At 46.8% G+C, this 23,790-nt stretch carries 17 protein-coding genes; 4 read left to right on the forward strand and 13 right to left on the reverse strand.

What is annotated here, in order from left to right; genetic code table 11:
• Positions 1-210 precede the first annotated feature (210 nt).
• Together ACTO17_RS01770 and ACTO17_RS01775 are read left to right on the forward strand one after the other, a co-directional pair.
• On the forward strand, positions 211-1,242 hold the full coding sequence (locus tag ACTO17_RS01770) for a hypothetical protein (protein WP_482556667.1): 1,032 nt from the start codon (positions 211-213) through the stop codon (positions 1,240-1,242).
• 115 nt (positions 1,243-1,357) lie between these two features.
• Entirely contained in the window at positions 1,358-2,764 is a 1,407-nt protein-coding gene (locus ACTO17_RS01775) for an alanine/glycine:cation symporter family protein (RefSeq protein WP_482556668.1), read from the forward strand.
• A 121-nt stretch (positions 2,765-2,885) separates the two neighbouring features.
• On the opposite strand, the gene ACTO17_RS01780 is transcribed toward ACTO17_RS01775, so the two are convergent.
• From ACTO17_RS01780 to ACTO17_RS01800, 5 genes are all read right to left on the reverse strand, one after another.
• The gene (locus ACTO17_RS01780) at positions 2,886-3,410 is read right to left on the reverse strand and encodes a spore maturation protein (protein ID WP_482556669.1); all 525 of its coding nucleotides are present in this window, start codon (positions 3,408-3,410) and stop codon (positions 2,886-2,888) included.
• Positions 3,407-4,093, reverse strand: a complete 687-nt coding sequence (locus tag ACTO17_RS01785) for a nucleoside recognition protein (RefSeq protein WP_482556670.1) — start codon at positions 4,091-4,093, stop codon at positions 3,407-3,409. The genes ACTO17_RS01780 and ACTO17_RS01785 overlap by 4 nt, the downstream gene beginning before the upstream one ends.
• A 160-nt stretch (positions 4,094-4,253) precedes the next feature.
• A complete protein-coding gene (locus tag ACTO17_RS01790) occupies positions 4,254-7,505 on the reverse strand; it encodes an SbcC/MukB-like Walker B domain-containing protein (RefSeq protein ID WP_482556671.1) in 3,252 nt (1,083 codons plus the stop codon).
• Positions 7,492-8,160 (reverse strand): DUF4194 domain-containing protein, encoded by a 669-nt coding sequence (locus ACTO17_RS01795; protein ID WP_482556672.1) that lies wholly within the window; start codon positions 8,158-8,160, stop codon positions 7,492-7,494. The genes ACTO17_RS01790 and ACTO17_RS01795 overlap by 14 nt, the downstream gene beginning before the upstream one ends.
• Entirely contained in the window at positions 8,157-9,578 is a 1,422-nt protein-coding gene (locus tag ACTO17_RS01800) for a Wadjet anti-phage system protein JetA family protein (protein ID WP_482556673.1), read from the reverse strand. Before ACTO17_RS01800 ends, ACTO17_RS01795 begins: the two co-directional genes overlap by 4 nt.
• A gap of 212 nt (positions 9,579-9,790) precedes the next feature.
• On the opposite strand from ACTO17_RS01800, the gene ACTO17_RS01805 reads away from it, so the two are divergent.
• On the forward strand, positions 9,791-11,035 hold the full coding sequence (locus tag ACTO17_RS01805; RefSeq protein WP_482556674.1) for an extracellular solute-binding protein: 1,245 nt from the start codon (positions 9,791-9,793) through the stop codon (positions 11,033-11,035).
• A gap of 88 nt (positions 11,036-11,123) precedes the next feature.
• Positions 11,124-12,707: a methyl-accepting chemotaxis protein gene (locus ACTO17_RS01810; protein WP_482556675.1), complete on the forward strand. Its 1,584-nt coding sequence runs from the start codon at positions 11,124-11,126 to the stop codon at positions 12,705-12,707.
• Between the two features lie 90 nt (positions 12,708-12,797).
• Here the strand turns inward: ACTO17_RS01810 and ACTO17_RS01815 are convergent, their stop codons facing one another.
• From ACTO17_RS01815 to ACTO17_RS01850, 8 genes are all read right to left on the reverse strand, one after another.
• Positions 12,798-13,811, reverse strand: a complete 1,014-nt coding sequence (locus ACTO17_RS01815; RefSeq protein WP_482556676.1) for a M20/M25/M40 family metallo-hydrolase — start codon at positions 13,809-13,811, stop codon at positions 12,798-12,800.
• Positions 13,812-13,872: 61 nt separating this feature from the next.
• Positions 13,873-14,874, reverse strand: a complete 1,002-nt coding sequence (locus ACTO17_RS01820) for a LacI family DNA-binding transcriptional regulator (RefSeq protein WP_482556677.1) — start codon at positions 14,872-14,874, stop codon at positions 13,873-13,875.
• Between the two features lie 143 nt (positions 14,875-15,017).
• On the reverse strand, positions 15,018-15,656 hold the full coding sequence (gene pgmB / locus ACTO17_RS01825; RefSeq protein ID WP_172536499.1) for a beta-phosphoglucomutase: 639 nt from the start codon (positions 15,654-15,656) through the stop codon (positions 15,018-15,020).
• Between the two features lie 47 nt (positions 15,657-15,703).
• Complete coding sequence (locus ACTO17_RS01830; protein ID WP_482556678.1) at positions 15,704-16,570, reverse strand: DMT family transporter; 867 nt, start codon at positions 16,568-16,570, stop codon at positions 15,704-15,706.
• A 31-nt stretch (positions 16,571-16,601) separates the two neighbouring features.
• Complete coding sequence (locus tag ACTO17_RS01835) at positions 16,602-18,872, reverse strand: glycoside hydrolase family 65 protein (protein ID WP_482556773.1); 2,271 nt, start codon at positions 18,870-18,872, stop codon at positions 16,602-16,604.
• A gap of 90 nt (positions 18,873-18,962) precedes the next feature.
• Complete coding sequence (locus ACTO17_RS01840) at positions 18,963-22,001, reverse strand: glycoside hydrolase family 2 TIM barrel-domain containing protein (protein WP_482556679.1); 3,039 nt, start codon at positions 21,999-22,001, stop codon at positions 18,963-18,965.
• Positions 22,002-22,021: 20 nt separating this feature from the next.
• The gene (locus ACTO17_RS01845) at positions 22,022-22,843 is read right to left on the reverse strand and encodes a carbohydrate ABC transporter permease (RefSeq protein WP_482556680.1); all 822 of its coding nucleotides are present in this window, start codon (positions 22,841-22,843) and stop codon (positions 22,022-22,024) included.
• Positions 22,843-23,778, reverse strand: a complete 936-nt coding sequence (locus ACTO17_RS01850; protein ID WP_482556681.1) for a carbohydrate ABC transporter permease — start codon at positions 23,776-23,778, stop codon at positions 22,843-22,845. Before ACTO17_RS01850 ends, ACTO17_RS01845 begins: the two co-directional genes overlap by 1 nt.
• Positions 23,779-23,790 lie beyond the last annotated feature (12 nt).

Genomic DNA, 23,790 nt, shown 5'->3' on the forward strand with positions numbered 1-23,790 from the left:
GGATTTTATAGTTCAAAATAGGAACGTATTGACAGTTTAGTCTATAAGATTGAATCCAAGCTGCCCTAAGAGAGCAAATATTAATTTAAGCGTCAGAGCTGTTCTTTTTTCATTCATAATTGACAGGGTAAGTGGATAAGAATATAATAAAAATGCATGTTTCATAAGAACGGATCAAAGTAACGTATTGTAATTACAGGGATAAATAAAATGGATAAAGAAAGTGAAGTATATCAGTTTCCGGAAATGAACCTGATCGCAGGAAGCGGCGCGGAAAAAATAATACAAAAAATATACGATTCTTCTCTGAGGGCCAAGTTGCTGCTCAAAAATGATAAATTTTTAAATCGGGAATGGTATCAGGAGCATTTAGTCAATTATCTGGAGTTTTTTGTTTCTGAGGAAGGATTTGCAGAGACAGCAGAGGAGTTGGAGGGCCTTTTTTTTATTGAGGGCGCTGAATGGGAGCAGGAGGAGCCTCAGAATGATATTGAACAGACAGAACAAGGGCCGCAGAATGCTTCTGAACAGATAGAGGTAGAGCCGCAGAATGATATTGGACAGATAGAGAAAGAGCCGCAGAATGCGCCCCAACAGGAGCTGCAGGTTGTATTGTATCGAAAACTCAGTGAAAAGTGGCAGTGGGGAAGCAAGAATCCCAGAATTCGTTTGAAAATTCTGGAATGGCCCTTTCAGATTCCTTTTGAACTGGAATTGATTCCTTATGCGGGAACTGCTGTTCAGATAACAGAAAAGACATTGGAGGATTCGGCGTCCCAGGAGAAAATAATTTACCATATGTTTTCCCAAGAGGAATATTTGTCCAGAAGTTTTTATAAAATAGTGGAGGAGTTGGAATTAATCACTCCCATGTCCTGGTACAAAGACGGGTACGATATTCTCACCACACAGATGATAAGCGGAAGAAAAGTATCTGAAAGTTTTGGACAGCTTTTTCTGGAAAATGCAATTCCTGGGCTGAAGGAGCGGCTGGAGATTGTGGACAGTTTTCAGGACTATAAGTATATGGAAAAACGGTGGGAGAATTATATGGGCCGTTTTTGGACAAAATCTCTGCCGCTTTGTGACGGTGATGAAATTGAGCCAGAATCAGGAGAGCCAAACTGGCAGCAGGTGATTCAGCTTTTTGTAAGGTTTTTTACGCCGATTTTTGATGTGGCTTTGAAAAATGAATTATTTATCGGCGACTGGATGCCGCAAATCGGGAGGTATCTGGATTAGGAAGGGAAGTTGCAGCACAGGGTATCTGGATTAGGAAGGGAAGTTGCAGCACAGGGTACTGCACAGTCAGATACCCGGGAGCAGGAAGAGGTTTGGAGAAAAGGGAGATGAATCTATGGATATTAACGCTTTTTTAAAGACAGTGGACGACCTGGTTTGGGGAATTCCGCTGATTGTATTGATTCTTTTGGTGGGCTGTTTTCTGACGGTTCGGCTGCGGGGGCTGCAGCTCCGCAGACTTCCTCTGGCTGTTAGAAATTTGATTTCTGATGAATCTGCCGGAGAAGAAGGAGAGGTGTCCGGATTTGGAGCCCTCTGCACTGCATTGTCTGCCACTATTGGAACCGGAAATATTGTGGGCGTTGCCACTGCTATTGTTGCCGGAGGGCCGGGAGCTTTGTTTTGGATGGTCATGGCAGCAATTTTAGGTACGGTTACAAAGTATGCAGAATGTCTGCTTGCCATAAAATTCCGCGTGGTGGCGGAGGACGGGCATATTTTGGGAGGCCCTTTTTATTACATAGAACGGGGAATGGGTGAAAACTGGCGGTGGCTTGGTAAAATGTTTGCATTCTTCGGTATCGCTGCGGGAGTGCTTGGAATCGGAACCTTTACCCAGATTAATGGAATCACCAGCGCAGTGAACAGCTTTTTTGATCCTGAGAATCAGTGGAGTGTCAATCTGTTGGGCAGAGAATATTCCTGGACGGTAATTATAGCAGGAATCATTCTGACTGCCTGTGTGGCCCTTGTGTTGATCGGAGGGCTTCAGAGAATTGCCGGGGTGGCGCAGGTGCTTGTGCCCTTTATGGCGGCCACTTATGTTACAGCTGCGGCGCTGATTTTAATTTTTCATTTCAAAGAGATTCCGGCGGCTTTTGTTACGATTGTACAGAGCGCATTCGGCCTTAGGGCTGCTGCAGGCGGCGCACTGGGCGCTATGCTCTTGGCCATGCAGAAAGGTGTGGCCAGAGGAATTTTTTCCAATGAAGCAGGTCTGGGAAGCGCACCCATTGCTGCAGCAGCAGTTCAGACAGACGAGCCGGCCTCCCAGGGCCTTGTGTCCATGCTGGGAACCGTGATTGACACAGTGATTATCTGTACCATGACAGGTCTTACGATCGTAATTACCGGAACCTGGGATATCGGTCTGGAGGGTGTGGACGTAACCACCAGGGCGTTTCAGATTGGACTGCCTTTTGCGCCGGCGGTGTCGTCCTTTATCCTGATGTGCTGTCTGGTATGTTTTGCATTTACTACCATACTCGGCTGGGATTATTACAGTGAAAAATGTCTGGAATATCTGACAAACGGAAACCAGAAGGCAGTGAATATGTACCGCCGGATTTATATATTATGTATTCTGGCAGCGCCTTTTATGACGGTTTCCGCAGTGTGGACCATTGCAGATATCTTTAACGGATTGATGGCAATTCCCAATCTGATTGCGATTATTGCTCTGAGCGGCGTGGTTGCTGCAGAGACAAGGCAGTATTTGAAAAAAATCGACGGCAAGGCATAATCCCCATAAAAGAGGATTGGCAGATTTTATCTTGTTGCTGCGGCAGAAGAAATCCGGCACATAATCTGTGAGAAAAAACATTGGCAGTTTTCACCTTAATTGCTGCGGCAGAGGGATTTTTCTACATAATCTGCGCAAGAATAACACTGGCAATGGTTCCGATTAATGTGGTAAAAAGGGCGCCTGCCAGGGTGTAGCGGGTTTTCTGTACTTTGGCGGTCATAAAATAAATGCTCATGGTGTAGAAAATGGTTTCGGTGCAGCTCATCATGATGGAGGTTATGGTGCCATAGTAAGAATCCGGGCCGAATTCCTTGAAAATATCCAGTACCAGTCCGGTAGCTGCAGAGGAGGAAAACATTTTCACAATGGAAACAGGCACCAGTTCTGCCGGAAAATGCAGAGGTTCGGTGAGGACTCCCAGGGCCTGGGACAGCAGATCCAGAAATCCGGAGGCCCGCAGAATTCCGACTCCCACCATCAGGCCGATTAAGGTGGGCATAATGCCGATTACCGTCTGAAAGCCGTCTTTGGCGCCTTTGATGAAATCATCGTATACATTATGATGGCTTAAAAGTCCGTATCCCACAATGGAAAAAATCAAAAGCGGGATCATGGCGTCTGATAAAAAAAGGAGGATTTTCAATGGAAGATACCTCCTTTTTTCTTTTTGGATAAATCAGCCTGGCTGCGGCTGTATGTAGAGGGGATTTCCTGTGGGGGAAGCTTAAGGTTACGGGTGTGTTTGCGGTTTTGCGGCAGAGCATACATAAATTTGGCGAATACGACTCCTGCCAGAGTGGAAAAAAAGGTGGCAATCATGGCGGGGCCTAAAATGGATGCGGGATTGGCAGAGCCGTACTGGCTGCGGTAGGCAATCATATTGACGGGAATCAACTGGAAGGAAGAAACGTTCAGGATCAGGAAGGTACACATGTCTTTACTGGCAATCTGGCTGTGATTGTTCAGCTGGCCCATTTCTTCCATTGCCTTTAAACCGGCAGGAGTTGCGGCCCATCCCAGGCCGAAAACATTGGCAATGATATTTGTGGAAATGTATTCATTTGCTTTATGGCCTTTTGGAATGGCGGGAAACATAAATCGCAGGAATGGGTTCAGGGTGCGGGCTGCGCCGGAAATAATGCCGCAGTTTTCTGCAATCCGCATCAGCCCCACCCACAGGGACATAACGCCTAACATGGTGATGCAGAGAGCCACGGCTTCTTTGGAGGAATCCAGGGCGGCATTGGTGACAGCCGGAAGGTTACCGGTGAAAGCGGCATAGACAATGCCGATGACAATCATAAAACCCCATAAGTAATTCAGCATATATTGTTCTCCAAAAGATTCAGTTGTTTATATCCTATGCAGCAGGAGAGAAAATGTGCGGGGTTTTAAATGGTTTTTATTACTCCGGCGGTTAAATATCGAAACAGAATGTGATATTCAACCGCCGGAGTAATAGTTTCTTTACTAAGGCTTCTGTATGTTATATGCCTTGTTCTTTCACCAGCCCTTCAATGGCGCTGGTGTATGTTCCGGTAGTGACAAGGCTCACGGTAGATTCAATATAAGTTCCGATACTGTTTATTTTTTCCGGAGGCGCGGCATAAAACACCTGAAAATGATTATCTTCCAGATATTTTACCATTTGCTCAATCCGTTCTTTGGACAGGGCGGAAAAGGCTTCGTCTATAAAAGCCAGACGGGCGCAGCAGGTCTGCCTTGGGTAACACTGCAGCAGGCTTGCGGCCAGAATAATGAAATACGGCGTCTGTTTTTCTCCGTTGCTTGCAGAACCCTGTTTTTTGGAGAGATCAGAAATGATTTCACTGTCTCCCTGCCGGCTTATAATTTCCATGTCGTATACAAAATATTTCCGGTAATCGGTATATTCTGTTTCGTCCTCCTCTTCCAGTATCACTTCCATAAATTCCCGGATATCCCGTTCCATTTCTTCGTCGTCCCGGTTGGAATTCATATATGCTTCCGGGGTGTCCATGTAATTTTCCAGTCTTTTGCAGATGCGGAAAAAGATATTCCGGTCAGGCTTTTCCTTCATCACGAACTTATAGGTGTCTTTGCCAAATGGAAGGGCTTTTAATTCCCGGTTAATGGCGAGAATTTCCCCTTTGGCCTCACGGATGGTTTCATTAAGCTCCGCCACAAAATCATTCATAAAGGCATTTTCCAGTTTTAAGGACTGTTCCGTTAACCTCTGGCGCACTTCCTCAATCTTAATGTTTGCGATCGATCTGTATTCTTCCCGGAAAAACGGAATGTAAGGCACGCCCCGCTTGTTGATGTCGATTTCAGCCAGTTTACAGTAATTCAGCTGGGCATTTTCCATCTGGCGGACGCACTCTTCCAGTTCGCTTCGCAGACGGCGGAGGGTTTTGGGCGTAATCACCTGGGGACTGCCTTTTTTGGCTTTCAGGGACTCATACTCTTCTAACATTGGCTTTTTCAGCTCCAGATGCTTCAGGCATTTGTCTGAATATTCCTGATCCTTTACGTAGATTTCACCGGTTAATTGTTCCAGGGAGATATGATGGTTTTCCAGATCCTTTTCACATCCTCTGATGTCTCCGATCAGGACATCCCTTGTCTGCTCCAGGGTTTTATATTCTTTTTGCGCATCCTGCTGTTCCTGTATTACGGCCATAAAATCAGGGTTCTGGCTGATTTTGTCAATATCGCTGTGAATCCGGCTGCTGCGCTGGCATAACTCTGTCAGCGACTTTGGGGAGTTGAAATCATAATGCTCTGTCTGCCAGTCAATCTGTTTTAGCTCCTTCCGCCGTTTCAAGAGCTGTTCTTTTTGCTTTTGAATCCCTTCTTTTTCCAGTATATGCGCCTGTTTTTCTTCCTCTGCCTTGATAAGCTGATATTTCACCGCATCCTGCCCCAGATAAAATGCCGTGTTTCCGGTATTCATATAGGAAACGGCATAGCTTTTGGCCAACATGCCGTTTTGCATCAGTCCGCCTTTGGGATACTGATGCAGTTCTTCCAGGGAACCGCATAAATGAATGCCGTTTAATAAATAATTGGCGTATTTTCTGGCGCCTGGATTGGGAATGCTTAAAATTTCAGCGGCAGAGCCCGGGGCCGCCTCTGTTATCGGCAATTGATCTGAAAGCACGACATTTACGGCATGCAGTTTTTGATTCTGCAGGAGTTCCATGGCCCGGCGGCAGTATTTTTCGTCAACAATAATATAAAAACGCTTCCGGCCCAAAAATGTTTCAATTGCCGTCCGCCAGTTGGAGTCCTGTATTTCCTGTACCAGTTCTGCAAAAATTTTGACTTCAGTATGGATTCCTTCTGCCTCCAGCTCTTTTAGCAGGATGTTTCTGGCTGTCTCTGCTTCCTTTGGAAATACCAGGATATTGGCGTTTAATTGCTTGATGTTGTTTTCCAATTCGCTGATTTTGTTCTCTGTCACCTCAAGCTGGTCATTAAAATGCACTTCATTTGTCTCGAAAATTTTATCCTGCCGCTTTACCAGCTCTCCGAAACGTACAAAGGCGTCAATTTTATCTTCTGTCCGATGGTGCGCTTCTGCCAAATGGCAGAGAAGCTCGGCATCTTCTTTGGAAACGGTGATATACTGCCCGATCCAGGTCAGAAGGTCTGTCAGCTTTAACTGCAGTTTTTTTAAAGCGGATAATTTGTCCTCTTTCTGCCTGATTTCCGCATCCAGGTTTTCACTTTGCCGTTTTAATTCATTCAGGCTGTCCTGCATTCCTTTAAAAATATCATTATTCATGGCAATGCGGCATCGTTCTGCGGCGTCACTGTACCGCTGATCCAGTTCTTCCTTGCGCTCTTTGAGTGTGCTCATGTTCTGCTCCAGGGATTGGATTTGAAGCTCTGTGTTCTGCTTCTCTTCTTCTGCTTCCTGTAATTCCTGATAACACAGCATTAACTCACGCATTTGAAGATGCTTCAGCTTTTTCTCATATGCGGCGCTTTTCAGCTCCACTTCCTCCAGGCTGGATTTGCTGTCTTTTAGATTTTCAAAGACTTCCCGAATCTCTTCAAACCGCGTCCGCTGTTCCCGCAGCTCCTTTAAGGATTCCACTTTGCCGGGCTCTAAGACGCATTCCTGGATAAACTGGTCGATATTGTTTTCCGGATGAAAGGCCATCATTTTTAAAAGCTTGGAGCGGTACTTTAAGGCATCGCAGCGCAGGCCCAAAGCCCTTAAAATCTGTTCGATTCCTCTGTCCCTTCCAAAAAAATCAGCTGATTTCATGCTCTGGCCATCGACAGTTAATTCATTTTTGGGGGAAATCCGCAGTAATTTTCCTTCCTGTCTGGTAAAATTGATCTGCTCTATTCTGGTATCTCTGCAGACAAACCAACTGCTTTTCTGGGAGGTTTCATTGGCGGATTCGATACAGACGCCTGCCACAAGAAAATTATTTTCCACCGGAGACCAAAATTCCATGGCAATATAGCTGATGATTTCGCCGGTTCGTAAATACCGGGAGGGGCCGTTGCTTTTTGTATCTCCTCTCACATAAGCCAGTACCGTCCGGTCCCGGTCTCTGGCGGCTTTATTGAACTGGGTATTTCCGGTCAGAAGGTACGTCATTGCATCCAGAATCGTGGATTTTCCGCTGCCGTTTACACCGGTAAATAAAGTAGAACCTTTCAGATTCACGCAAAGCTCCTGAAACCGTGACCACTGTACGATTAACAGCTTTGTTGCTGTTTTTCTATTCATCTGCATCTGCACCATCTTCCTCCTCCGTATCGTTTGTGTCTGAATCACTGTTAGTTTCCGCCATTCGGTTCTGGGTGATTGCTGCAAATCTTGCAAATTCTTCTTCATCCAACGCAAACTGAAGGGAGGGAAGCAGCCGGATCAGACATTCTGAATCTCCAATCTTTCCTTTGAGGTCTAAAAGGTTAAATCTGGAGAAAAGTCCCAGAATATCGGATAAGAGTTTTTTATTGTCAATCAACTCTTTGACTCCGTATTTTTCCAGTTCATAACTTAAATCTGCCACGGAAATAAACATAGACTGGGACAGGCTGCCGGAACGCATTCTGTCTGCATACAAAGTCCAAAGGCAGCACAATACAACGCTTTCTATTTTTTTCAAGGCTCTCCGGTTGGACTGAATTTTTCCGTTTTCGCCCATATCGGCGCAGTTTTTAAGCATAATGACGCCATTGTCCCGGTCTATCAGGATGTCAAACCCGATATAGCCGAAATATATGGAAAAAGGTTCCGGTTTTTTGGAGATAAAGTAATAGGCTTTTTTGTTTTCTTCATCTTTGTCACGGACAATAAAGGTTGATTTGAGAAGCCGCCGGCAGGATTTCTGGAATAAATCTTTTTCGGCAGAGGTATAGTCACTCCAATAGGTCTCTATATTCACTTGGGGTCCTCCTTTGTGATGCAAAATTTCCGCAGCAGCATTTGATGGGCGTCCAGATAGCCGTCCAGCAATTGTATGGAATAACCATTTTCCTCACTGTAAGCAATGGCAGATAAGGCGCAGAGCAAGTCACGTTTGCTTTGCATCGGCAGATTTTCGCAGGAAATGGTGCTGCCGCTGCCCATCATGCGCTTAAGGTATTCTTTCATTTTTTCTTTTGCGTAGGGGTTATATGCTTCCTGCTCCTGTGCGTTTTTTGCTTTTTCTATATCTTCTGTTGTCAGTTCCTCTAGTTCAATGACAGTTTCTTTCTGGACGGCAGGGGGCTTTCTGGGATACCGGAGAGAGCCTGTATCTATAAATTCGTGTTTGTCCAGGGTAAACATATCATGCATTTTGGCTGGAATGGTTTCCTTCCAGTCAATCATGTCCATTTCTTTCACAATATAGCGCAAAGTCTGCTCCACGTTTCCCCGCATATCCGCTTCCCGGTTTCTGAGAAAACGCGCCCGGCCCACGGCAATCTGCAGGTAGATATTGATTTTGTGCTTGATATCTCTCATAATCCGGTCGTAATCTTCCACCAGAAAACGTTTGGTAGACTGAACCATATCCGCCACATATTCTTTTGCTTTCGCTTCTTCCAGCTCTTCTTCCAGCACACATCCTGAAATCAGAAGAAGATTCAGCTGGGGATCGTTTAAAAATTCATCTAATTTCCCCTTGATAAAAGAACGGTAGATGTGAATGTTCTGCTGTTTTGTCAGCCTTGCATATTCTCTGACAAAACTTCCGTCGCAGTAATCCAGCAGGTTTTCAGTGAGGCTTTCCAGGCTTTCTTCCTTTACCATCCGTTCTATGATTTTCTTAATAAATGTTGCCAGACGCTTCAGGGATCGGGACAGAAGCCTGGCATTGCGGTAGATGTTTTTCAGGCCGTCCACATAGGGGTTCTGGCTCCACTGCTCTGTATTTTGCAGAAGGTTGTATATATTAAAGATGTAGCTTGAAAATTCTTCCCGTTCCGGTTTGATTAATTTCTGCAGAAATTCGGTTAATAAGACGCCCTGTTCTGTCATAATGATGTGTTTTTCGTAAGTGGCGTCGTCATTATCTTCTTCTAACCATCCGATATCTTTGGAGCAAAATCTGCGGATCACGCTGTTGGCAATATCGTTGTAGTTTCTCTCTCCTGCCTGTTCACTGTCCAGTTCTAAAAAGTTGATGTGGTTTTCTAACAGATATGCGGAAAGTGCGTCGCGGATGCGGCCGCGTGAAATGCGGTAAGTGATTTCTCTGTCATATTGTTCATAGATCACCAACAGGCAGTCGGCATAGATGCGGTTGTTGCTGCCGCTGGATAAGCAATTAAAGAAACCGGATGGGATGATATCAAATAAGTTTGCTTCTCGTATCATTTTTAGTACCTCTCCTGATTAATCATACCATAATTGTACCATTATAGCAATTTAAATACGGATATGATTTTTTTCAGCAGTAAAAACCGCATTGCAAAAATTTAAGGAGAATGGTAAAATATTGGCAGTATTGATGATGCCGTTTATTGGCTTAAATCGTGGAAAATGATAAGAAATCAGGAAACAAATATTTTAATTTACGGAGTGTAGTTATGAAGAGAAAAAGAAATTTATGGCTTCCGGCTTTTTGCCTGTTGACAGTGGCATTGGCCGGATGTCAGCAGGCAAATTCTGACTCTTCTGAATCAGAGCAGCCCTCCGATACCGGCACAGTGAATCTTACGGTATGGAGCGCTGAGGAGGATCAGGAGCTGTTAAGTCAGATTATTGAAGGATTTAAAGAACAATATGATGGAGAGGCAGATTTTCAGATTACCTGGGAGCCTCAGGGGGAAAGCCAATGCACCAACGCGCTGATGGGGGATCTGGAAAACGGCGCGGATGTGTTCGCCTTTGCAGATGATCAGCTGAGCACCCTTGTGGCGGCGGGCGCTTTAGAACCGGTGGAAAATGGGGAAACACTGCAGCAGTCCCACCTGCCGGAGGCTGTTTTGGCGGCTTCGGTAAACGATGTTCTTTACGCCTATCCTCTCACGGCGGACAATGGATATTTTCTTTATTACAATAAACAGTATATCTCAGAGGAAGATGCCAAGTCCTGGGATCGTATGCTTGAAATTGCAGCAGGGCAAAATAAAAAAGTTTTTATGGACTGGTCGTCCGGGTGGTATGTATATTCCCTGTTCGGCAATACGGGCCTTACCTTAGGGCTTAATGACGACGGTATCAGCAATTTCTGCACCTGGAATGATACAGAAGGAGATATTAAAGGAATTGATGTGGCCAATGCCATGGTAAATATGGCGAAGAATCCGGGATTTCTCAGCACAGATGACGCAGGATTTCTGGAGGGGCTTCAGAATGGTTCTGTGATTGCCGGCGTCAGCGGCATATGGAATGCATTGGCAGTGGAAGAAGCATGGGGCAATGGATACGGCGCAGCCAAACTTCCTGTTTATGCCTGTGCCGGGCAGCAGGTGCAGATGGCTTCTTTTTCCGGCTATAAGCTTGTGGGCGTCAATGCCTATTCCGAAGAAAAAGAGTGGGCGGCCAAACTGGCGGAATGGATTACCAATGAGGAGAATCAGAAGCTGCGTTTCAGCCTGCGGGGCCAGGGGCCTTCTCATATCAATGCCGCGGCTTCTGAGGAGGTTCAGAGCTCTCCTGCCATCACGGCGCTGTTGGAACAGTCAGAATTTTCTTTTCTGCAGCGTATCGGCGGTAATTTCTGGGAGCCGGTTACAGCATTTACAACGGAAATCCTTGCAGGAAGCCCGTCAGGCAAAAGCGTCCAGGAACTTCTGGATGACATGGTTACAGGAATCACAGCTCCCTGACAAAAGGTTTTCTGCCAGGCCGTAGCTGTCGAAAGAATCTCCACGGATTCTCAGAAATGTGTATGTATCATAAGGAGTGACAGATATCATGAAAAATATCAGTTTAAAGCATCGCTTGATTATCCCAATCGCCCTTCTGGGCCTTGTAGCCCTGTTATCAAACGTTCTGTCCATTATTAATATCCGCAATGTGAATGCCAGCGCTTCCAATATTGCAGATAACTATATGAACCAAAAGAGCCAGCTGGCCAGGATCTGCCAGTCCTCAATGGATATTCATAAAATGGCTTTAAGCCATATTGTTGCCACAGATTACAATACGATGATTGATCTGATACAGCAGATTAAGAAGGAGGAGGGACTTCTGGATGAAATGCTTTCAGAGTATGAAAGCCATGTTTTGCCAGAGGAGCTTCCCATGTACGAATCACTTTTGTCTGATTATGAGTCCTTCAAACATGCCCTGGTTGATCTGGTCTGTGCCAGCGCAAGCCGCAAGACGCAGGATGCCTATGCTCTGGCCAACGGGGATGTGGCGTCCTTTGCCGGTTCCATGGAGGCAGACATTGACGTGTTGGACGCTTCTATCAGCCAGCAGACGAAAGAGGCCAGAGCGCGTCTCTCTGCGGTGTATTCTCTTTCACTGGCTGTAGGTACGGCCGCAGCTGCAGCCTGCATATTGTTGGTGTTTACAGACTTCCGGCTGATTACCCGCTATGTTGTAATTCCCATTAAGAGCATGTTAAAAACCATACAGGAAAGCTCCGGACACATTAATGGCATGACAGGCGAAGTGTTAAAGCGGACACGGGCCTCCAAGAAAAATGCCTCCGGGCTTTCTAACTTTGCAGAACACCTCTCTTCTACCTTCCAGGAGGTGGCCGGCAACGTATATTCCATCAATGAGGGAGCTGAAAATATGCGCCAGGAAGTACATACCATTGCAGAGGAATGCGGGGCTATTACGGCCTATACTGCCCAGATGAATACCCGTGCAGACAGTATGCAGCAGTCTGCCCAGAGAAGCGCGGAGATTACCAATGCTAAGATGGACGAGATCCTGCGTTCCTTGAACGACGCCATTCAGAAAAGCAAAAGCGTCAATAAGATTCATGCTCTGACCGGCGACATTCTTTCCATTGCCCAGCAGACGCAGTTGATTGCGCTAAACGCTTCTGTGGAAGCCTCCAATGCAGGGGAAGCGGGAAAGGGCTTTGCCATGGTGGCCAGGGAGGTTCGGGAGCTGTCCAATTCCAGCCATGAAACAGCCAATCGGATTCAGGAGATCAACACGGTAGTGATTGCCGCTGTGAATAATCTTACGGAAAATGCCCAGCAGCTTGTGGATTATATGAGCCGGTCTGTTTTGAAGGATTTTCAGTCTTTTGTGCAGTCCGGAACCCAGTATAAAGAGGATGCCGCCTATATTCGCCAGACAATGGATGAATTCTATGAGAGAACGGAAAGGCTGAGGCATTCCATGTCCGGCATTGCGGATTCTATCAGCACTATCACAAAAGCCATAGATGAAGGAGCGGGTGAAGTCACCGGTATGGCAGGCAGTACCAGAAGCCTTGCCGATGATGTGGAGGATATTACAAAGCAGATGGGCGCCAACCAGGAAGTGGTAGAAAGATTAAAGAAAGAGACGGTCGCCTTTGATCATCTGTAATTCCCAGAGCATTTTACAAACACGCTATAGGGGAACACAGAACCATCGGCGCCGTCCCGGTATTAACTGCCGTCTGATACAGTTAAATCCTTATGAATACTGACACAGAAATTCTGCAATCAATTCGATGCAGTCTTTCACATCTTTTTTATCTGCAACTTCCGCAGGGGTATGCATATAGCGCAGGGGAATGGATACCAGTACAATGGGAATTCCCTGATTGGTAAAATGAATTTTATCTCCATCGGTATAGGTCAGGCCGCTGGCTGCCTCTGTCTGGATGGAAATGTTTATCTTTTTGGCGCATTCTTCCATTTTCCGGTTTAAATTCCGGGTGACTGTGGGGCTGTTGCAGAGAACAGGGCCGCCTCCCAACCGAACCGTTCCTGCTTCCGGAGTTTCTTTATCTCCGTAGTCGCTGCAATAGGTAACGTCTACAATCACTGCAAGACTGGGATTGATTCTGGAGCTGCACCAGCAGGCGCCGTTTTTGGTGGTTTCCTCTCCTACTGTGGCCGCGGCATAGACGCCTGCGGAGCACCCCTTTTCTTTGGCCCTGCGGAGGGCCTCCATAATAATGAAAACGCCCAGCCTGTCATCTAAGGCCCGGGCAGTGAACCGGCCGTTTATCATAGGACGGATCTGGGTGTCCAGGGTTACGGCGTCTCCTAAGGATACCTGGGTCAATGCTTCTTCTTTTGTATCTGCGCCGATATCAATGAGAAAATCCTTGGCTGCCAGTTCTTTGTTTTCAAAGAGTTCCCGTCTTGCTTCCACGGCGCCGTAGACAATGCCGTGTTCTGTGCATATCTGAACCTGCTGTCCCGGATAGGTAAAGGGGATAATGCCGCCCCGGTTTACCACCTGGAGCCGTCCTTTTTCTGTGATATTTGAGATAATTGCCCCGATTTCATCTGCATGGGCCGACAGCATAATCTTTGTGCTGCTTTCCGGATTCAGAATGCAGATAAGGTCTCCGATTTCATCCTGCTGTATAATATCTGCACAGTCTTTCATGCAGGATTTTACGATATCCTGCACCGGGCCTTCGCAGCCGGATACAGAGATTTCGCTTAATATATCAGTTAAAAATTTTTCATTCATTTCAGTCTGTCCTCTTGTTGTTTTGCTCTGCCTGAAGATTTGCGGGAGCGCGCAAAAGGGCTTATGCCTTAAGATTTGGCCTGCACACGCTCTTTCGAATGACTAGTTCTGTGGAGACAGAGACATGGATGTTTACTTTTCGTTCTAATTGAATGCGTTCTATCAGCATTTTAACTGCCTGCCGTCCCAGGAAATTCATATGGACATGAACTGTAGTCAGGGGCGGAGCCAGGTATTTTGCCATGGAAATATCGTTAAAGCCGATGACGCTGATATCTTCCGGAATCTGAAGGCCGATTTCCTGGATGGCCCGGTAACAGCCGATGGCCAGAGAGTCGTTGGCTGCAAAGATGGCCGTGGGGCGCTGGGTATCTGCTAAAATTTCTTTCATCATCCGGTAACCGTGTTTCGAAGTATAGCCGTCAACTTTGATATAAGATTCCTGCAGGGCATTTTTTTCCATCAGAAAACGCTGATAAATGGGCAGTCTGGAGTCTGAGATTTTATTGCCGTCCGAATCCAGTTCATTTCCGCCGATAAAACCAATCCGGCGGTGGCCTAAGGACCACAGATATTCCATTACCTGCTGAACGGAGAGCCGCAGATCTGTAATAATAGAATCTCCGGTATTGCGGTTTCCGACGGCGTCCACGTAAATGTGCGGTTTTTGGGTATTGTCAATTTTTTGGACGGTAGTTTTGCTGAATGTGCCGAGACAGATAATACCGTCTACTGCGGCAAACTGCTGCATACCGTCCTCAATGCTTAAAGGTACCCTTTTAAAATTTCTGTCCTCTATTTCTTTTTCTATGGCAATCCGGACTGCCAGATAGAAAGGATCTTCCAGTTCTTCTTCCGGGGAATAAGAACAGATCACGCCCAGCTTTAATTTGCGCCGGCGTTTTTTCTTTTCTTTCATCTGATATTCCAACTGCTCTGCAGCCTCGAATACTTTTTTCCTGGTTTCCTCCTGTACCGTCAGCGTATCATCATAATTCAGGACTCTGGATACTGTTGCAACAGATACTCCTGCCAGTTCTGCAATATCTTTAATCGTTGACATCCCACTTTACACTCCATGATTAATAATGTGAAACATGGTTTTGATCGTTTCATAGCTCACTATGAAAGACAAAAACTCACCACAATTCTAACACATTTATTGTGGGTTTACAAGTACGGCAAAAGCTGCAAAGCAGGGATACGTTAACCTGTCACTTTTTTCAGATCGGAAAATGTATTCAGGTTCCAGGTGGCAAGGCCGCAGGAGGCGGCGTCTCCGATGGCGGCGCATTCCATACCGCCTGCAATGGCTGCCTGAAGGCCTGCTTCGGCATCCTCCACCACAAGGCAGTCCTCTGGTTTTTCTCCCACAAACTGGGCGGCTTTGACGAATACTTCCGGATCTGGTTTGGAATTTGTAATATTATTTCCGTCAGAAACCGCGTCAAAGTAATCTCCCAGTCCCAGCTGGTTCAGGATGAAGCCTGCATTTTTACTGGAAGAGCCGATGGCCAGTTTATGGCCCTGGCTCCTCAGCGCGTCCAGGGTTGTTTTCACTTCATCGGACAGGTCTGTTGGACTCATGTTTTTCAGAAGTTCTTTGTAAACTTCGTTTTTCCTGGCAGCGTAGGTTATTTTATCCTGTTCGCTCATAACGCCGTCGTAACGCTCTAAGATAATTTCAAAACTTTCCATGCGGCTTACGCCCCGCAGCCGGTTGTTAATGGTTTCATCGAAATAAATATTAAGTTCATCTGCCACCTGTTTCCAGGCCAGATAATGGTATTTGTCGGTATGGCAGATCACTCCGTCTAAATCAAAAATAATTGCTCGGTATCTCAATATTATGCGCTCCTTCTATAAATAGTTCTTAAAAACAATGTTCAAGCTTACAGTTCCGGTTCTGGCTGTGCGTCCGCCAGATTTGAGACAATCACGGCTGCAAGGATAATCACGCATCCGCAGATCATCCGCAATGTCACCTGCTCATGAAGAATCAGGATGGAAAAAATGGTTCCGAACACAGATTCCATGGACAGGATAATGGCGGCTTTTGTTTCATCTACATATCTCTGGCTGGCAGTCTGCAAAAGATAGCACAAAGCGGTGCTGATAACGCCAAGGTAAAGGACGCTGAGCCAGCCCTGGGCGGTTACGTGAAATTCAGTTTCCCCAAACAGGAACAGGCTGACAACGGACAGAAGAACTGCCGTCAGCATCTGCACGAAGTTCAGTACCACAGCCCGGTATTTTTTTACAAATTCACTGGTGAAAAAGATTTGGAAGGCGAAGCCCACCGCACAGACCAGCGTCAATGCGTCTCCGAGGCCCAGAGACAGGTTTTTTTCCAGGGATAAAAGTCCTACTCCAAAAATGGCCATTACTGCCCCGGCGATGCTTTTCATACTGATTTTTTTCTTTAAAATCAGAAATGCAATAAAGGGCACCATAACCACGTTTAAGGCGGTCAGAAATGCATTCTTGGAGGGTGTGGTGTATTGAAGCCCTACAATCTGGAAGGCAAAACCTACGAAAAGTGCACATCCCATCAGGATGCCGGCCCGGAGTTCTTTGAAGTCGATGCCTTTCAGCTCCCGGATGCTTGCGCCGCCCATTAAAATAGTGGCCAACAGAAACCGGATTGCCATAATCTGAAAGGGCCGGAGGCTTTTCAGGGCCATATCGCTGGCCACAAAGCCTCCTCCCCAGATAACAGTAACGGCAATCAGGCCGGCAATTGCAAGATATTTTTTCATGATTTTAACCTTCCTTTCAGTAAAATATATTTCATGTGTCTGCTTTTTGGGCTTTTACGGCTGTTCCATGGACAAAGATATCCACTTCTTTTCCCTCCAGAAGGGTGATATCCACATGCTGTTCGGCGTCAATGTGGATTTCAAGCCAGCTTTTGGGGCAGTGAATCCGGAACGTCAGGCCCTTCCACTCTTTGGGCAGCCTGGGATTGATGTGCAGCCTTCCTGCATCGTCTGTATACAAGCCTGCAAAACCAAAGACTACGGTCTGCCACACGCCTCCGGCATTCGCCGCATGGATGCCTTCTCTTGTGTTGCCCTGGAGATCCACCAGGTCTAAAAAGGCCGCCCGGCGCAGATAACGGTAAGCTTTGGATGCGTCGCCCACTTTAAGACCCATAATAGCATAAATACTGGGGCTAAGGGAAGAGCCATGCATGGTTCGTTTTTCATAATAGCTGTAATTCAGCCGCGCCGTCTCTTCGTCAAATTCTTCTCCCAGAAGATGCAGAAGCATAACCACATCGGCCTGTTTGATAATCTGCGTCTGGCTTGTCTTTGTGGTTTTTAAGGCTTCTGGCCGGATGGGCCAGTCGTTTTCGTCGTATTTGTCAATAAGGACTTCCTTTAAGTTGAAATAGCCTTCAAACTGCTCCAGAAGCTGAGTGCCCTCTTTTTTGGGAAGATAAATTTTCTCCTGAACCTGCTGCCAGGAAGCGATCTCTTCTTTGGTCAGGCTAATCTTGTCGGCAAGAAGCCGGTAGTCCCCGGGGTGTTCTTTTTCTAAGGATTCTGCCAGGGCAATCACATAGCGCAGGTTCCACCTTGCCAGATAATTGGTGTAGACGTTGTTGTCCACCGGTTCGTGCCATTCGTCGGGGCCTGTGACTTTGTGGATTTCGTAGCGGTCTTTTTCTTCGATATACTGGCAGCGGCTCATCCAGAATCTTGCGGTTTCCATCAGAATTTCCGCACCCATATCCAGCAGGAAGCCGGTGTCTTTGGTGATTCTCACATAATTGGCGATGCCGAATGCCACGGCTGCGGTAACGTGATGCTCATAGTCTGCAACGTAACAGCGGTAACAGGTGCCGTCCGGCTCAATGGTCCAGTCCGGGCATTGTTCGGTACCGTCGTCTGCAGATTCCCAGGGGTACTGGGCGCCCTGAAAGCCGTTTTTGGCGGCATTTCCCCGGGCTGCGTCCAGCAGATGGTAACGGTAGGTTTCCAGCCTGCGGGCTTTTTTGGGAAACGTATAGGCGAAAAACGGCAGCATGAAAAGTTCCGTGTCCCAGAATGCGTGTCCGCCGTACTCTTCGCCGTGGAGAAGCTTGGCGCCGATATTTACATGGGAGTCAGATTCGCTGGCAGTATTCATCAGATGGAACACATTAAAGCGGATGGCTTTATTCAGTTCCTCATCCCCGTCAATCTGAATGTCCGCTTCTCTCCAGAGGGACAGACAGGCGTTCTGGTGCAGTTCAAATTCCGCTTCAAAGCCTGTTTCAAGAAAATCTTTCATTTCTTTTTGGATGGTTTCTTTTAATGCTTCTTTTGCCGCTTCCCGTTGGGTATAAATAACGGCATATTTGGTAAGCTCCGCAGTTTCCCCCTGGCTTGCGTCATAGTCCAGAAATTCCACAGCCTGTTCCCCGAAATCATGGAATACATGGGTTTTGACTGCATCCTTTTGATTCTGCATTACCTGAACCAATGCTCCGCAGCCCTCATGGAGATGATTGTCTCTGGTTGCAACCTCCAGGTATGCGCCTGTTTCATCCAATGCTTCATTTTTCGTCAGGTAAGTATGCTTTACCTTGAACCGGGGTGCGTCGCAGAAGTTTATAACGGTTCCGTCAATGATATTTTCGATTTCAATAATTCCGCTGTAGTTTAAAGGCGTCACATACATCCGGACTGCCATCCGGTGCACATGGGCCCGGCTGATAAAACGCACGGTCTCCACTCTGGTTTCCCGGCCTTTCCGATCCCGGAGGCATACGCTTTTTAAAAGGCAGCCTTTCTGCATATTCAGCGCCCGGGTAAAGGAAAGAATTTCACAGTTCTCAATGCCGATTAATTCTTTTTCCACATAGAGCCGGAGAGTCAGCCAGTTGGGCATATTTGCCAGCTCCCGCATAAATGTTTCTGATTTGTCAAAGACGCCGTTGATATAGGTGCAGGGAATACTTCTTACCGTGCCCTCTTCATGGCTTCCCCTGGTGCCCAGGTATCCGTTGGTCAAACAGAACAGGCTCTCGTATTTGAGGTTTTCATAAGGATTGTAATTGTCCTGTGCAACCATCCACTGACCGCTGCTTAAATATCCCTGAAGTTTTTCTGAAAATTGAGTGTTCAATGGGGTCTCCCTTCTTTATTTTCATAAATGGTATTTTTAATGTAAATATTTTTTATAAGCTTCCTTTTGCTCCTGTCCCTGCTCCACAATCTGCAGCCGGAATGCCATGGTGAAATCTTCCCGTTTCACTTTGAATGCTTCCAGCTGTTCCTCGCCGCAGCTGTTGCTGCCAAGGCCGGAATGTTTGTAATCCAGATGAATGATAACATCTTCGGCGGGTTCCAGTTCAAAGGGATGGGACGCCTGTTCGATGGCTTCATCTGTATAATTGGAAAGGTTCAGTCCCAGAGGGCGTTCCATGGTGCACAAAAGGGTTTTTGCGCCGTTTCCGATGCTGAACCACAGAACATGCTCCCGGTGGCCGTTTTCCTGGGGATAAACATAGTCAGTGCCCATGCCCTTTACGGTGTTCCGGTAAATGCCCATGGCGCAGGCCCGTCTGCTGTCCGGATAATTTTCACCGGGGCCCATACCCTCCCAGACGGTCTGCTGAAGCCTTTGATTCCCCCGCATTTTAACGCCGAGACGGGGCAGGAATTCCGGCTCCAGTTTTCCATGCTGAAACTGTTTGGCATCCAAATGCACTTCCAGATGGCCGCAGGGGTAAATCCGGTATTCGTAGTGGCATGTATAGCCCCAGGACTGGTTCAGGCAGCCAAAGTCTTTGCGTATGGCGACTGTTACGGTTCCCTTTTCTTCTTTCCAGGAGAATCCGGCGTTCTGTTCACTGGATTTCTGGATAAAATATTTGTTCATCCAGTCCTCTTTTTTGTACATATCGTTGTCGATGGTGGCCCGGTATACGGTAAGCTCAGGTCCTTTGGTCAGGTAATCTTCTCCTTCGGCAGATACTGACAGCAGCGTTCCGAATACGGTGTGGAACCGGACGCAGAAATTGTTGTTTTCTACGGTGAAAATGCCGTCTTTTTCCGTTGCCTGCAAGGCTTCTCCCTCCGGCCGTTTGGAAAAACAGATCTGTTTTTCTTCCAGTGCAAACTGAACATGGGATATTTCGTGGTTTGCTTTGGCATAGGGAAGGGCTTCTTTTTCCCGAATGGAAAGGTTCAGGCGGTAACTGATGTTTGCCTCAGGGATAAATTCCTCATAGGGAATGGTTACAGTCTGGGTTTCCCCGGGCGCCGCATACAGATTGTCGATTCTGCCGGATTGGATGGAAGTTCCGCCTCCTTCGATGCTCCAACTCAGATACAGTCCTTCCATGGAGCGGAAATTGTAATAATTTTTCAGCCGGATTTCCCGCTGCTTTCCTTCCGCCCGGGTCACTTCAACGGGGGCGATCACCTGTTTGTATTCTGCCAGGGCCGGGGAGGGGGTGCGGTCCGGCATCAGGATTCCGTCAATGCAGAAATTACCGTTGGTGGGGAAATCCCCGTAATTTCCGCCGTAGCGGTAATAAGTCCTGCCGTCCTGCTCCGTATAAATGCCGTGGTCATACCACTCCCACAAAAAGCCGCCCTGGAGACGTTTGTACTTGCGGTAGAGTTTCTGGTAGGCTTCCAGTCCGCCCGGGCCGTTTCCCATAGCATGGCCGTATTCGCACATCACATGGGGCTTGTTTCCCTTGTCAGCGCTGGCTGCAATCTGCTCCAGGGGTTTAAGCCTGGTGTACATGGTGGAATAGACGTCTGTCACCTCTGCTTCGAAGTCTCCTTCGTAATGGATGAGCCTTGTGCTGTCCAGTTCCCGGATGGCTTTGGCGGCGCTTCTGAAATTGCAGCCGAAGGTGGATTCATTTCCCATGGACCACATAATAATGCAGGGGTGGTTTCTGTCCTGTTTTACCATGCGGACGCTGCGGTCCACATATGCTTTTTCCCAGGAGGGATCGTCGGTGATCCAGGTGTAATTTTCCACCCACTCAAAGCCGTGGCATTCCAGGTCTGCTTCGTCAATGACATAAAGGCCGTATGCATCGCACAGATCATAGAAATATCCGTTGGCCGGGTAATGGGAGCATCGCACTGCATTGATGTTGTGCTGCTTCATTAAGATGACGTCCTCTTTCATCTGTTCATAAGTGACGCAGCGGCCTTCTTTGGGGTTATAATCGTGGTGATTGACGCCGTTTAATAAAAGGGGGGTTCCGTTGACGCAGAAATTGTGATCAATCATTTCTATTTTGCGGAAACCTGTGCGGATGCGCAGCTCCTGCTGCTCTGTATGAAGAGATAATTCGTAAAGCTCCGGGGTTTCAGCCGTCCATTTCTGAACGTCAGGAATAATTTCATGGATGGATGCCTGGCCGTTGTCTGTTTTAAAAGAACCGCTTGCAACGGCTGTTGGCTCTGTTTCGGGATTCTCTGCAGTTTCGGCAGATATTTTTTTGCATTTGCAGAGCTTCCAGGTTCCCTTGACGCCGGCTTCTTTTGTGCGGATGGCTGCTTTCAGAATTCCGTTTCTGTAATCCTCATCCAAATCGCCGTTTACCTGAACGTCCAGTACCGCCTGTTTCGGTTCGTTGATTAACTCAACCTCCCGGAAAATTCCGGACATCCACCACATATCCTGATCCTCCAGATAAGTTCCGTCAGACCATTTGTATACCCGGACTGTGATATCGTTTTCTCCTTCACAGACCAGATTTGTAATATCGTATTCTGCGGCAAGTCGGCTTACTTTTCCATATCCGGCATGGGTTCCGTTGATCCAGACGTCATAGGCGCTGTCCACTCCGTGGAATTTCAGAATGGTGTCCTGCTGCAGCCATTGGCTGTCCAGTGTAAAAGTTCTTTTGTAGATTCCTGTCGGATTTTCAGTGGGAACAAAGGGCGGATTAATCGGGAAAAGATACAGTACATCTGTATAGTGCATCCGGTCATATCCCCTTAACTGCCAGACGGATGGGACATCAATTGTGTCCCATCCATCTGTGCTTTCTTGCTTATTCATAAATCCTTCAGGAGAAAGTTCGGGAGCTTCCCTATATAAAAATTTCCATTCGCCGCTTAACGTAAGCCGTGGGGAAGAATCCCGGTAAAAAGAAGTGCGGGCTTCTCTTCTGCCGATGTGTTCCAGTAAATGATCTTCCCATCTTTTTTTTACTCGTTGTGACATAACTGTTCTCCTTTGATTGTTTATTTAATTGAACCGCTGGTGCCCTCCACAATGTATTTCTGGGCGATGATGAATATAATAATCGGCGGTATAATCATGATAATGGTAATGCAGAGCATGGGGATAATCTGTGTTTCATGCACTCCCTTAAATGCTGCAAGCCCCAGGGCCAGGGTATATTTGCTTCTGTCCTGTAAGAAAATCAACGGCCCCAGGTAATCGTTCCATACGCTGATCATATTCAAAACTCCTACCAAAATTAAAGAAGGCTTTAAAATCGGCATAAAGATTTTCCAGTAAATCTGGAAGGCGTTGGCGCCGTCAATCCGGGCCGCTTCCTCAAAATCCTTCGGTATCCCCATCAAAAACTGGCGCATCAGGAAAATATAGTAGGCGGAACCGAACCATGCCGGGATAATCAGCGGTTTTAAGGTATTAATCCATCCAAACATTTTAAATTCCATGTACTGGGGAATCATTGTAACGTCCCAGGGAATCATCATGGTGGACAATAAAACCATAAACAGAATATTTTTGCCTTTAAAATTAAACCGGGCAAATCCATAGGCCACCAGGGAACAGGAAATTACCTGGCCGAGGGTGGTTCCCACGGTAACAAGCAGGGAATTCCACAAAAATGTGCCGAAAGGCTGCGCGTTCCAGGCGTCTGCAAAGTTCTGCCAGAGCCATTTGGCCGGAAACAGTTTAGGCGGGTAAGCAACAGCTTCCGCTTCTGTCTTAAATGCCGTAAACAGCATGTAGACAAAGGGGGACAGGAAATACAGCGCCATAATCCCAAGCAGGATGTAAATAATAGTTTTTGAAATCTTTGACATTTTCATCAGCGTTTCCCTCCCCGTTTTGATTTTTTGCCTTTTTTCGCCACGCCGCCGGCTTCTGATTCATAGAATACCCATGCGGAGGATGACTTAAATACCAGTGCGGTAAGTACCAGGATGATAAGGAACATTACCCATGCGTTGGCGCTTGCGTATCCCAGCTTATGGTGCTTGAATGCGTTGTTGTATGTATAGAGGCCGTAGAAATAAGTGGATTTCAAAGGCCCGCCGCCGGTCAGAAGCATTACCAGTGTCACCTGCTGGAAGGAACTGATAATGGAGGTAATCAGGTTGAACAATATGGTCGGCGTAATAATCGGAAGGGTAATGCTGAAAAACTGCCTTGCCGGGTTGGCGCCGTCAATGGTGGCCGCTTCGTATACGTCAATGGGGATATTTTTAATATCCGTGTAAAATATCAGCATCATGCTTCCTACGCCGAATGCGCTGGCGATAATAACTGCCAGAATGGCCCAGGCCGGGTCTACCAGCCATTTGGGGCCTTCAATGCCAAGCAGGGACAGAAGATAATTCAGAACGCCGTAATCTCCGTTTAATATCCATCCCCAGAGAATGGATACTGCCACCCCTGATATAACCGTTGGGATGTAGAATATCGTACGGAAAATCTTTACGCCTCTTACCGGCTGTGTAATCAGCATTGCCAGAAATAATGCAATAATCATGTTCAGCGGTACAAAGATGGCCGCATATTTCAAACTGATGATCAGTGATTTGGAAAACTGTTTGTCGCTGGTAAACATTTCAATATAATTGCCAAACCCCACAAATTCCGGGTCTGCCGCCAGGGGCCAGTCGAAGAAACTCATAACCAGAGAGAATATCAACGGGCCGATGGTAAATACAAGAAAGCCGATGATCCATGGCAGAATAAAGAGATACGGAATCGCTTTCCTGGAAATTCGTTTTTGCTTCATCCCTCAATCCCT

It is taken from the genome of Petralouisia sp. (assembly GCF_056822245.1).

Excerpts from the sequence above, each read along its gene's own strand:
- ACTO17_RS01770 (WP_482556667.1), top strand. The coding sequence starts at position 211 with ATGGATAAAGAAAGTGAAGTATATCAGTTTCCGGAAATGAACCTGATC.
- ACTO17_RS01775 (WP_482556668.1), top strand. The coding sequence starts at position 1,358 with ATGGATATTAACGCTTTTTTAAAGACAGTGGACGACCTGGTTTGGGGA.
- ACTO17_RS01785 (WP_482556670.1), bottom strand. The coding sequence starts at position 4,093 with ATGCTGAATTACTTATGGGGTTTTATGATTGTCATCGGCATTGTCTAT.
- ACTO17_RS01790 (WP_482556671.1), bottom strand. The coding sequence starts at position 7,505 with ATGCAGATGAATAGAAAAACAGCAACAAAGCTGTTAATCGTACAGTGG.
- ACTO17_RS01800 (WP_482556673.1), bottom strand. The coding sequence starts at position 9,578 with ATGATACGAGAAGCAAACTTATTTGATATCATCCCATCCGGTTTCTTT.
- ACTO17_RS01805 (WP_482556674.1), top strand. The coding sequence starts at position 9,791 with ATGAAGAGAAAAAGAAATTTATGGCTTCCGGCTTTTTGCCTGTTGACA.
- ACTO17_RS01810 (WP_482556675.1), top strand. The coding sequence starts at position 11,124 with ATGAAAAATATCAGTTTAAAGCATCGCTTGATTATCCCAATCGCCCTT.
- ACTO17_RS01815 (WP_482556676.1), bottom strand. The coding sequence starts at position 13,811 with ATGAATGAAAAATTTTTAACTGATATATTAAGCGAAATCTCTGTATCC.
- ACTO17_RS01820 (WP_482556677.1), bottom strand. The coding sequence starts at position 14,874 with ATGTCAACGATTAAAGATATTGCAGAACTGGCAGGAGTATCTGTTGCA.
- ACTO17_RS01830 (WP_482556678.1), bottom strand. The coding sequence starts at position 16,570 with ATGAAAAAATATCTTGCAATTGCCGGCCTGATTGCCGTTACTGTTATC.
- ACTO17_RS01835 (WP_482556773.1), bottom strand. The coding sequence starts at position 18,872 with ATGGTTGCACAGGACAATTACAATCCTTATGAAAACCTCAAATACGAG.
- ACTO17_RS01840 (WP_482556679.1), bottom strand. The coding sequence starts at position 22,001 with ATGTCACAACGAGTAAAAAAAAGATGGGAAGATCATTTACTGGAACAC.
- ACTO17_RS01845 (WP_482556680.1), bottom strand. The coding sequence starts at position 22,843 with ATGAAAATGTCAAAGATTTCAAAAACTATTATTTACATCCTGCTTGGG.
- ACTO17_RS01850 (WP_482556681.1), bottom strand. The coding sequence starts at position 23,778 with ATGAAGCAAAAACGAATTTCCAGGAAAGCGATTCCGTATCTCTTTATT.